Raw genomic sequence first — 10,200 nt, 5'->3', positions numbered from 1 at the left:
CCCAGGACGCTCTTACGCAGAATCGTGTTCATCAGGGGGGCTCCATTCGGGGGTCGACACACCCGGGGGACGGGTGTGGGCACCGTCAGGCGCACAAAGTCTTGGGGGATCCGGCTGGCTCGCGGGGCGGGGGCCTCTGCGCGGCGCCGGGCGGCGCGGCCTTGCTCGGCCGTTCACCCGTCTACAACGCCGCCCAGCCCACGCCGATTCCGCCCCCGGAGTGCCGCCCACCACTCTGCCGAATCCGGACAGCCCATCCCACTGACCCCGGTGGGACAGGGACCACTCGAAACGGATATGCCTCGGCGGTACATCTATGACTCAGAGACGGACGGGCGCGCAGGTAGTCGGACGATCACCACTTCGGGAAGGTGGTCGTATCCGGCGGGCGATGATGCCGCCACCTCGCCGACGTGGAGTCGATCATGGCGAGCGGGAACCAGACCAGGACCGGACCGCTGGCAGGCGGTGATGCTGCCTGCTCGGATCAGCGGACGATCAGCGGCGGTGCACCCGCAGCAGCCGGGATGGCGTGCGGACGGTCCGGACGGCCGGGGACGGGACCTTGCTCGGCCAAGGGCGGGAGCCGGCCGGAGGGCGGAGCGCCGCCTCCGCGGAAGGGAGCCAGACGATCGACCAGGGTCAGGCGGCGGGCCAGTCCTGGGAGGCCAGACGCGGCGAGACCGCCCCGGGAGGGGCGGCCTCGAGCCAGGAGAGGAATCCGGTGACCGTGGAGCGCGCCATGGCGATCTCGACCGGAGCGTGGTGACTGGTACAGCGGAGGATCACCCAGTCCGACGGCATGGAGAAGCGCTCCTGCCCCTCGGGCAACCGGCGCCGCTCCACCGCGAGCCCCTTGCGCGAGAGCACCCGCTTCGGGCGCAGCGCGAAGCTGAACATGCGGTACCAGCGGAGTTCGTCGCCGACGAAGCGGCCGAAACCGGGGGACCATCCGCGACCGTCGAGCACCGTGGTGACCCGGACGCTCAGCCGGATGATGCCTCCGCTACGGGTGAACAGAGCCCGCCGGACGAAGAGGACCAGAAGCGCGACGACGATGACCGCGACGCCGATTCCGATCCCTTCGACGATCTCCATCGGCGGGTCGGCTCAGCGGGCCGGGGTGGCCGGGGTGGCGCTCTCGGCCAGGACGGTCACGCCCTCGCCGGTCACCGACAGGAAGCCGCCGGCGACGTCGTACGCGACCTGCTGGCCACCGGCCTGCTTGATGCGTACCTGGCTGGGCTCCGCGAGCTGGCCGAGCAGGGGCGCGTGCCCCGGCAGCACACCAAGCTCACCCTCGGTCGTCCGGGCGACGACCATCTCGGCCTCACCGGTCCAGACCTTCTCCTCGACGGCTACGAGCTCGACGTGAAGCTGCTGTGCCACGCTGTCTCCTTGCTGCGGCGGCGGATTGCCGAAAGTCTAGTCGCGCCCTCGACGCCGACCCAACGCGGGTGGTGAGAGCCGGACCACGACGGCCCCGCACCCGCTCAGGCTACTTGGTCTTCTGCTTGAAGTCGGGATGCTCCAGCAGGAACGCGTCCAACTGCTCGGCGCGCAGGGCCGCGAAGAAGTCGTCCGCCGGGGGAAGCAGTTGCTCGCCGCGGTAGGCGCTGCCGCTTCCGATCGGGCCGCCCGGCAGCTTGATCGTCTCGATCGCGTCGGGGCGGATGCCCTTCAGGGCCACTCCGAAGTCGACCACGCTGTTGCCCCGGCCGTTGAAGATCAGCGACTGCCCGGCCGCGCGCAGCACCCGGTCCAGCTTGATCGGGTTGGCCACCACGTCGGCGCTGAACGCCTGGCTCACCATCGCCTTGACGAACTGCTGCTGGTGCCGCTGCCGGCCGTAGTCCGCGTCCGGCACCCCGTTCTTCGGGTAGCGCTGCCGCACGTAGTCCAGGGCCTGCCAGCCGTTCAGGTGGGCGTTGCCCTTCTCGTACCTGGCCTGCGGGCCTAGGTAGCCCCCGCCGCCGGGCTTGAGCTGGCGGGGCGAGCCGTCCGGCTTGAGGTGCTCGGATTTGACGTCCCGCTCGATGTACATGTCGACGCCGCCCATGGCGTCGACGATCTTCTTGAACCCGCTGAAGTTGATGATGGCACCGGCGTCGAAGCGCTTGATGCCGGTGACCTGCTGGACGGTCTTCGCGAGCAGTTCGAAGCCCTGCGCCGCGCTCGGGTTCTTGCCGGGCACGTTGCTGCCGTGGGACATGGCGGCGTTGATCCGGTCGGTGCCGCCGGCGTAGTCGGCCTTCGGGAAGGCCGGGATCTCCACCCGCAGGTCGCGCGGAAGCGAGAAGAGGTAGCCGCGGTCCATGCCGGCCGGCACGTGCAGGATCATGATCGAGTCGGAGAGCGGGCGGGCCGTCGCGGTGCGGGGGTCCACGCCGACCAGGAGGATGTTGAGCGGCCCCTTGATGTCGCTCTTCTTCTCCGTCGCGCCGGCCGCCTGGTCGCCGAAGAGGTCACCCTTGCCGACCGAGCCCTCGTAGCGGGCGACCAGGACGTGGTAGCCCACCAGCACCGAGCCGCTGAGCACCATCATGACGATGCCGAGGATGGTGCTGACCCGGGCCCACCGGGGCACGCCACGCCACATGGACCGCTTGCCACGGTCCGTGCCGCCCTTACCCACGAGCATCTCCAATCGTCGCGCCCACGAGAAGGAGACGGGCGCGGGGGTCCGTTTCGTTGCAGAGATCGACGGTCGGGATGTGAAGTCGTGTCAGGAACGGTACCGCGCGCGTCGGCGAACCGCTTGCCGGTGAACCGGGCATCTGGTAGGGGAGGCACCCTGAACAGGCGAAGGCCGCCCCGACAATCGTCGGGGCGGCCTCCGTGGATGTGATCGGGCTCTCAGCCCTCCTCACCCATCAGGTCCTTGGCCTTGGCCTTGAGGTCCTCCAGGCCACCGCACATGAAGAACGCCTGCTCCGGGAAGTGGTCGAACTCCCCCTCGCTGATCCGGCGGAAGGCGTCGATGGTCTCCGCGATCGGAACCGTCGAGCCCGGGACGCCGGTGAACTGCTCGGCGGCGTAGGTGTTCTGCGAAAGGAACCGCTCGATCCGGCGGGCGCGGCCGACGGTGAGCTTGTCCTCCTCGGAGAGCTCCTCGATGCCGAGGATGGCGATGATGTCCTGCAGGTCCTTGTAGCGCTGCAGGATCCGCTTCACCTCGGTGGCGACGGCGAAGTGCTCCTCGCCGACGAACTCCGGGGCGAGGATCCGGGACGAGGACGCCAGCGGGTCCACGGCCGGGTAGATGCCCTTGTCGGAGATCGACCGCTCCAGGTTGGTGGTCGCGTCGAGGTGGGCGAACGTGGTGGCCGGCGCCGGGTCGGTGTAGTCGTCGGCGGGCACGTAGATCGCCTGCATCGAGGTGATGGCCTGGCCCCGGACGGAGGTGATCCGCTCCTGGAGCTCGCCCATCTCGTCGGCCAGGGTCGGCTGGTAACCCACGGCGCTCGGCATGCGGCCGAGCAGCGTGGAGACCTCGGAACCGGCCTGGGTGAAGCGGAAGATGTTGTCGATGAAGAGCAGCACCTCCTGCTTCTTCACGTCGCGGAAGTACTCCGCCATGGTGAGCGCGGAGAGCGCGACCCGCAGCCGGGTGCCCGGCGGCTCGTCCATCTGGCCGTAGACCAGCGCGGTCTTGTCGATGACGCCCGACTCGGTCATCTCGGCGATGAGGTCGTTGCCCTCACGGGTGCGCTCACCCACGCCGGCGAAGACCGAGGTACCACCGAAGTTGCGGGCCACCCGGGTGATCATCTCCTGGATGAGCACCGTCTTGCCCACGCCCGCGCCGCCGAACAGGCCGATCTTGCCGCCCTTGACGTACGGGGCGAGCAGGTCGATGACCTTGATGCCGGTCTCCAGCATCTCGGTCTTCGGCTCCAGGTCCGCGAAGGCCGGAGCCTTGCGGTGGATGCCCCAGTGGTCGTCGGCCTGGATGGTCTCGCCCTCGGTGAGGTTGAGGCACTCGCCGATCGCGTTGAACACGTGGCCCTTGACCGCGTCGCCCACCGGCACGCTGATCGGCGCGCCGGTGTCGCGGACGTCGGCGCCCCGGACGAGGCCGTCGGTCGGCTGCATCGAGATGGCGCGGACCAGGTTGTCACCCAGGTGCTGGGCGACCTCCAGGGTCAGCGTCTTCTCACCGCCGGAGAGCGTCACGTCGACGTGCAGGGCGTTGAACAGACCCGGCATGGCGTCGCGCGGGAACTCGGCGTCGACGACCGGGCCGATGACCCGGACCACGCGACCCGTGGCCGTCTTGGTCTCCACTGCGGATACAGTCATCACACTTCACTTCCCGACGCGGCCAGCGCGTTCGCGCCGCCGACGATCTCACTGATCTCCTGGGTGATCCCGGCCTGACGGGCCGAGTTCATCTCACGCGTGTACTTCTCGATCATCTCTTCGGCGTTGTCGGTGGCGCTCTTCATCGCCCGCCGACGGGCGGCCGACTCGCTCGCCGCCGACTCCAGCAACGCCGCGTAGATCCGCGTGTTGATGTACTTCGGCAGCAGCGCGTCGAGCAGCGACTCCGGCTCCGGCTCGAACTCGTACGCCGGCAGCAGCCCCTCGGACCGGGGCCGGTCCTCGACCTGCATCGGCCCGACGATCCGGGTCACCGGGTTCTGCGTCATCAGGGACTTGAACTCGGTGTAGACGATGTGCAGCTCGTCCACGCCGAGGATCCCGTCCGCGCCGGCGCTGCCGTCCGCGTCGTCCGCGCCCGCGGTGAACGCCTTGATCAGCGTGTCACCGACCTCGCGGGCGTCGTCGAACGACGGCTGCTCGGAGAAGCCCGTCCAGCTGCCGGCGATCTCCCGGTTGCGGAACCGGTAGAACGCCACGCCCTTGCGGCCGATGACGTAGAGCACCGGCTCCTTGCCGTCGGCGCGCAGCCGGGCGATCAGCGACTCGGCGGTCCGGATCGCGTTCGAGCTGTACCCGCCGGCCAGGCCACGGTCGGCGGTGACCAGCAGGACGCCCGCCCGCCGCACCCGCTCGCGCGGGGTGAGCAGCGGGTGGTCGATCCGCGCGTTCGAGGCCAGCGCCGTCAGCACGCCGGTGATCGCCTCGGCGTACGGCAGCGAGGCCGCCACCTTGGCCTGGGCCTTGGCGATGCGGCTCGTCGCGACGAGCTCCATCGCCTTGGTGATCTTCTTCATCCCCTTGGCGGAACGGATCCGCTGTCGGAGAACGCGTACCTGGGCGGCCATCGGATCAGCTCTCGGCGGGGCGGTCGGTGGTGCCGTCGCGGAAGCGGGTCACCGTCTCGCGGGTCTGCTCACCCTCCAGCGGCTCGGCCGGGGCCTCGTTGACGCGGACCTCGTCCTCCTTGCCCAGGAAGACCTGCTTGAACTCGGCGATGGCCGAGTCCAGCGAGGCGATGATGTCGTCGCCCCACTTGTTGTCCGCGATCGCGGCCAGCACGCCCTCGTGCTTGTGCCGGAGGTACTGGAGGAACTCCGACTCGAAGCGGCGGACCTCGCCGACCGGGACGTCGTCCAGCTTGCCCTCGGTGCCGGCCCAGACGGAGACGACCTGCTCGTTGACCGGGTACGGCGAGTAGTTCGGCTGCTTGAGCAGCTCGACCAGGCGGGAGCCACGGGCGAGCTGGTTCTGCGAGGCGCGGTCCAGGTCGGAGGCGAAGGCGGCGAACGCCTCCAGCTCACGGAACTGGGCCAGGTTGAGCCGCAGCGAGCCGGCGACCTTCTTCATCGGCTTCACCTGCGCGGCGCCGCCGACCCGGGAGACCGAGGTACCGACGTTGATCGCCGGCCGGACGCCCTGGTTGAACAGGTCGGTCTCGAGGAAGATCTGACCGTCGGTGATCGAGATGACGTTGGTCGGGATGAACGCCGAGATGTCGTTCGCCTTGGTCTCGATGATCGGCAGGCCGGTCATCGAGCCGCCGCCCAGCTCGTCGGAGAGCTTCGCGCAGCGCTCCAGCAGGCGGGAGTGCAGGTAGAAGACGTCACCCGGGTACGCCTCACGGCCCGGCGGGCGGCGCAGCAGCAGCGACACGGCCCGGTACGCCTCGGCCTGCTTGCTCAGGTCGTCGAAGACGATCAGGACGTGCTTGCCGCCGTACATCCAGTGCTGCCCGATGGACGAGCCGGTGTAGGGCGCGAGGTACTTGAAGCCGGCCGGGTCGGAGGCCGGGGAGGCGACGATGGTGGTGTACTCCATCGCGCCCGCGTCCTCCAGCGTCCCCTTGATGGAGGCGATGGTGGAGGCCTTCTGGCCGATCGCGACGTAGATGCAGCGGACCTGCTTCGTCGGGTCGCCGGAGCGCCAGTTGTCCCGCTGGTTCAGGATGGCGTCCAGCGCGACCGTGGTCTTGCCGGTCTTCCGGTCACCGATGATCAGCTGGCGCTGGCCACGGCCGACCGGGGTCATCGCGTCGATGGCCTTGATGCCGGTCTGCAGCGGCTCGAAGACGGACTGGCGGGCCATCACGTTCGGGGCCTGCAGCTCCAGCTCGCGGAAGCCCTCGTTGGCGATGTCGCCGATGCCGTCGATCGGCTCGCCGAGCGCGTTGACCACGCGGCCGAGGAACGCGTCGCCGACCGGGACGGAGAGCACCCGGCCGGTGCGCTTGACGCGCTGACCCTCTTCGATCCCGCCGAAGTCACCGAGGACGACGACACCGATCTCGCGCACGTCGAGGTTCAGCGCCACGCCGAGCGTGCCGTCCTCGAACTCCAGGAGCTCGTTGGTCATGGTCGAGGGCAGACCCTCGACGTGGGCGATGCCGTCGCCGGCGTCGGCGACGGTGCCGACCTCCTCACGGGAGACGTCGGCCGTGTAGGAGGAGACGTAGCGCTCCAGGGCGCCGCGGATCTCCTCCGTCGAGATGGTCAGCTCGGCCATCCTCTGCTTCCTTAAAGTTCAGGGGCCCGGGATACCAGGTACCGACCGGTCCGATGGCGTCGAAATCAGGGCTGCAAGACGCTGGTCAGCGCTTCGCGAGCGCGTTGCGGGTCTCGTTGAGGCGGCGCAGGACGGTGCCGTCGTACAGGTCGGAGCCGACCCGTACGCGCACCCCGCCGAGCACGTCGGGGTCGACCGTCTGCTTGACGGACACCTCCCGACCGTACATCTCGGAGAGGCGGGCACCGAGGCGTCGCTCCTCCTCGTCGGTCAGCGGGGCCGCCACGGTCACGTACGCGACCTGACGGTCCCGCCGGTCCGCGGCCAGCTCGACCAGCCGGGTGAGCGCGCCGCCGAAGGAGCGACCCCCGAAGCCCGCGAGCGCGACCTCGACGAGGCGGACGGTGACCGGACGAGCCTTGCCGTCGAGCAGTTGGCCGGCGAGGCCGGACCGCCGCTCGGCCGGGGCCATCGGGTCGGAGAGCGCGTTGGACAGCTCGGTGGAGCCGGAGACGACCTGCCCGAAGCGGAACAGCTCGTCCTCGACCTCGCCCAGCTCGCCGGCCGCGTCGGCGCTCGCCAGGAGCGCCTCCACGCCGAGCCGCTCGACGCCGTCGAGCAGTTCCGACGGGGTCGACCAGCGGCCGGAGACCAGCGCGGCGAGCAGGTCGAGCGCGTCCGCGCCGACCTTGCCGCTCAGGATCCCGGTGAGCAGCGCGCCCCGGTCCTCGCCGGAGCGGGCCGGGTCGGAGAGCGCCCGGCGCAGCCGCGGCTCGCGCCGCAGCAGGGCGGCGACGGAGAGGATGTCGTCGGCGGTGGTGGCCACCGCCGACGGCTCCGCGCCGCGGACGTACGCGTCGAGGCGCTCGACCCCGGCGGAGTACGACTCCCGGCTGGCGGCCTGCATCAGCGGGCCCCCGTGCTCTCGAGACCGTTCAGGAACCGGTCCACGGTGCCCTTGCGACGCGCCTCGTCGGCCAGCGACTCACCGACGATCTTGCTGGCCAGGTCCACCGCGATGGTGCCCATCTCGGTGCGCAGCTCGCGCACGATGGTGGCGCGCTCGGCCTGGAGCTGCTCCTTGCCGGCGGCGATGACCCGGTCGGACTCCTCGCGCGCCTTGGCGAGGATGTCCTGACGGATGCCCTCGGCGTCGGCCCGCGCGTCGTCACGGATCTTGGCGGCGTCGGTGCGCGCCTCCGCGAGCTGCGCCCGGTACTGCTCGAGCAGCTGGTTGGCCTCGGCCTGCGCGGCCTCGGCGCGCTTGATGCCGCCCTCGATCGCGTCGACCCGGGCCTGGAACGTCTGCTCCATGCGCGGGAAGACGAACTTCATCAGCACGAAGCAGAGCACGATGAAGGCGATCCCGCCGACCACGATCTCCTCCCAGACGGGAATGATCGGGTTGTGGGTCGTCTCACCACCCTCAGCGGCGAGGAAGAACATGGAAGACCTCCCGGTCGAAGGGGGGCTGGATTAGAGCTGGCCCTGCCAGATGAAGCCGAACGCGATGCCCAGCAGCGCCAGCGCCTCGATGACGGCGAAGCCGATCCAGACGTAGGGAAGGGTCATCCGGGACGACTCCGGCTGGCGGGCGGTCGACTGGATGTAGGCCGAGAAGACCAGGCCAACGCCGATGCCCGGGCCGATGGCCGCGAGACCGTAGCCGATGGCGGCGGTGCTGCCCTCTACCGCGGCGTAGATGTCCATTGGTTGGTTCCTCCTGGTTATCACGCGTGACTCTCACGCGGGACGACAACGGTTGGTGCGAAAGATCGGATCAGTGCTCGTCGGCGAGGGCGCCCTGCACGTAGCTGGCGGTCAGCACCGTGAAGACGTACGCCTGCAGACAGATCACCAGGAACTCGAGGAAGGTCAGCGCGATGGTCATCGTCCAGGACAGCACCGAGACCGGCGCCAGCCAGGCGTTGGCGCTGATCATGGCGAACCCGCCGAGCGTGAAGACCAGCAGGAGCATGTGGCCGGCGAACATGTTCGCGAAGAGACGGACGGCGAGCGAGAACGGCCGGACGATGAAGGTCGAGAAGAGCTCGATCGGGATCAGCAGCGGCAGGATGAACCAGGGCGCCGGCGGAACCAGAGAGTTCTTGAAGTACTTCACGAAGCCGTGGTGCCTGATGCCGACGTAGTTGAACATCACGTAGCTGATCACGGCGAGGAACGCCGGGAAGGCGATGTGCGAGTTCGGCGAGATCTGGAAGAACGGCACGATCGCGAAGAAGTTCGTCAGCAGGATGAAGCAGAAGAGCGTGGTGAAGTACGGCGCGAACCGCACCCCCGCGTGCCCGATCATGTCCACCGCGATGTTGTTGCGCACGAAGCCGTAGATGGACTCGGCGAACCACTGCTTCTTGGTGGGAACGAGCTGCGGGTTCCGGTAGCTGACCAGGAAGAAGATGATCAAGATACCGACGGCGACCCACACCATCGCCGTGATCTTGGTGAACCAGTACGAGTTCTCCGCACCCCAGGGCAGGATGCTGGGCAGGTAGAAGTCCCCCACGCTCGGTGGGAATTCCGCCTGGCCCTGAGCCAGGACGTTCGCCTGTCCGAACACCGCGTCCCTTCCTATGTAGGCGTGCCCAGCCGGCGGACGACCAGGATGATGCCCCCGGCCATGCCGAGCACGACCCCGATGCCGGTGGCGATGCCGCCGGTATCGAGCCAACGGTCGACCAGCCAGCCGATGAAACCCCAGACGAGCATGCCTCCGATGAGGTATGAGAGCGCGGTCCAACCCTGACCGGCACCGGACGGAACGTCGCCCGAGCCGCCAGTGTTGGGGGGTTTCTGGTCACCGGCCATGACGGGGCGAACGATATCAGTCGAGCAGAAGAGGTTGTGCCTCACCCCCCGCACAACCTGGTTGTGTGGGACACGGGCGGGCGAAGTCGTCTGGAGGCACCGTACTCCTCCCTCGCCACTGAGAGAATGACCGATCGCGGACACACCGGCGCGTCGCCCGAAGGGTGGGACGAGTCAGCGCGCGTGCCGTCGCGCGTGGACGGTGGCCAACCACCAGATGTGCACCCCGGTCCAGACCACGACACCCGCCGCGACGCCGACGCAGAACGGGACCAGGCCCGGCCAGCCGGTCGAGGCGACGAGCACCATCACCCCGCCCAGCGCGGTCATCTTGGCCACGTAGAGGCCCAGCCCGAACGGCAGCACCAGCTGCGGGTCCCGGGCGTCCGCCCAGGCCAGCACGACGGTCGTCAGCGTGTAGCTGGCCGCCGTGACGGCCACCCCGGCCGCCGCGCCGAGCGCGCCGTCCGCGCCGCGCCACACGCC

Annotated in this window: 12 protein-coding genes; all 12 read right to left on the bottom strand. The window is 69.3% G+C overall.

Annotated features, from left to right (window positions below; all coding sequences use genetic code 11):
- Positions 1–642: 642 nt before the first annotated feature.
- Positions 643–1,098: a DUF2550 domain-containing protein gene (locus HUW36_RS16790; protein WP_174529038.1), complete on the bottom strand. Its 456-nt coding sequence runs from the start codon at positions 1,096–1,098 to the stop codon at positions 643–645.
- Positions 1,099–1,110: 12 nt separating this feature from the next.
- On the bottom strand, positions 1,111–1,389 hold the full coding sequence (locus HUW36_RS16785; protein ID WP_047893558.1) for a F0F1 ATP synthase subunit epsilon: 279 nt from the start codon (positions 1,387–1,389) through the stop codon (positions 1,111–1,113).
- Between the two features lie 109 nt (positions 1,390–1,498).
- The gene (locus tag HUW36_RS16780) at positions 1,499–2,641 is read right to left on the bottom strand and encodes an LCP family protein (protein WP_174529037.1); all 1,143 of its coding nucleotides are present in this window, start codon (positions 2,639–2,641) and stop codon (positions 1,499–1,501) included.
- 215 nt (positions 2,642–2,856) lie between these two features.
- Positions 2,857–4,302 (bottom strand): F0F1 ATP synthase subunit beta, encoded by a 1,446-nt coding sequence (gene atpD, locus HUW36_RS16775; RefSeq protein WP_174529036.1) that lies wholly within the window; start codon positions 4,300–4,302, stop codon positions 2,857–2,859.
- Entirely contained in the window at positions 4,302–5,231 is a 930-nt protein-coding gene (locus HUW36_RS16770) for a F0F1 ATP synthase subunit gamma (RefSeq protein ID WP_174529035.1), read from the bottom strand. Before HUW36_RS16770 ends, atpD begins: the two co-directional genes overlap by 1 nt.
- A 4-nt stretch (positions 5,232–5,235) precedes the next feature.
- Positions 5,236–6,888 (bottom strand): F0F1 ATP synthase subunit alpha, encoded by a 1,653-nt coding sequence (atpA, locus tag HUW36_RS16765; protein WP_174529034.1) that lies wholly within the window; start codon positions 6,886–6,888, stop codon positions 5,236–5,238.
- Between the two features lie 85 nt (positions 6,889–6,973).
- The gene (locus HUW36_RS16760) at positions 6,974–7,795 is read right to left on the bottom strand and encodes a F0F1 ATP synthase subunit delta (RefSeq protein ID WP_174529033.1); all 822 of its coding nucleotides are present in this window, start codon (positions 7,793–7,795) and stop codon (positions 6,974–6,976) included.
- Positions 7,795–8,334: a F0F1 ATP synthase subunit B gene (locus HUW36_RS16755; RefSeq protein ID WP_174529032.1), complete on the bottom strand. Its 540-nt coding sequence runs from the start codon at positions 8,332–8,334 to the stop codon at positions 7,795–7,797. Before HUW36_RS16755 ends, HUW36_RS16760 begins: the two co-directional genes overlap by 1 nt.
- A gap of 30 nt (positions 8,335–8,364) precedes the next feature.
- On the bottom strand, positions 8,365–8,598 hold the full coding sequence (locus tag HUW36_RS16750; protein WP_091571232.1) for an ATP synthase F0 subunit C: 234 nt from the start codon (positions 8,596–8,598) through the stop codon (positions 8,365–8,367).
- A 70-nt stretch (positions 8,599–8,668) separates the two neighbouring features.
- Complete coding sequence (atpB, locus tag HUW36_RS16745) at positions 8,669–9,466, bottom strand: F0F1 ATP synthase subunit A (RefSeq protein WP_091571229.1); 798 nt, start codon at positions 9,464–9,466, stop codon at positions 8,669–8,671.
- A gap of 11 nt (positions 9,467–9,477) precedes the next feature.
- Complete coding sequence (locus HUW36_RS16740) at positions 9,478–9,714, bottom strand: AtpZ/AtpI family protein (RefSeq protein ID WP_013288260.1); 237 nt, start codon at positions 9,712–9,714, stop codon at positions 9,478–9,480.
- Positions 9,715–9,888: 174 nt separating this feature from the next.
- Positions 9,889–10,200 (bottom strand): hypothetical protein (locus tag HUW36_RS16735; protein ID WP_174529031.1); only part of this gene is annotated, 312 nt, incomplete at its 5' end.

The organism is Micromonospora maritima, from assembly GCF_902825405.1.
GTDB classification, from domain to species: domain Bacteria; phylum Actinomycetota; class Actinomycetes; order Mycobacteriales; family Micromonosporaceae; genus Micromonospora; species Micromonospora maritima.
Note: the sequence above shows the minus strand (reverse complement) of the source record. Positions and strands in the feature narration are given on the sequence as shown.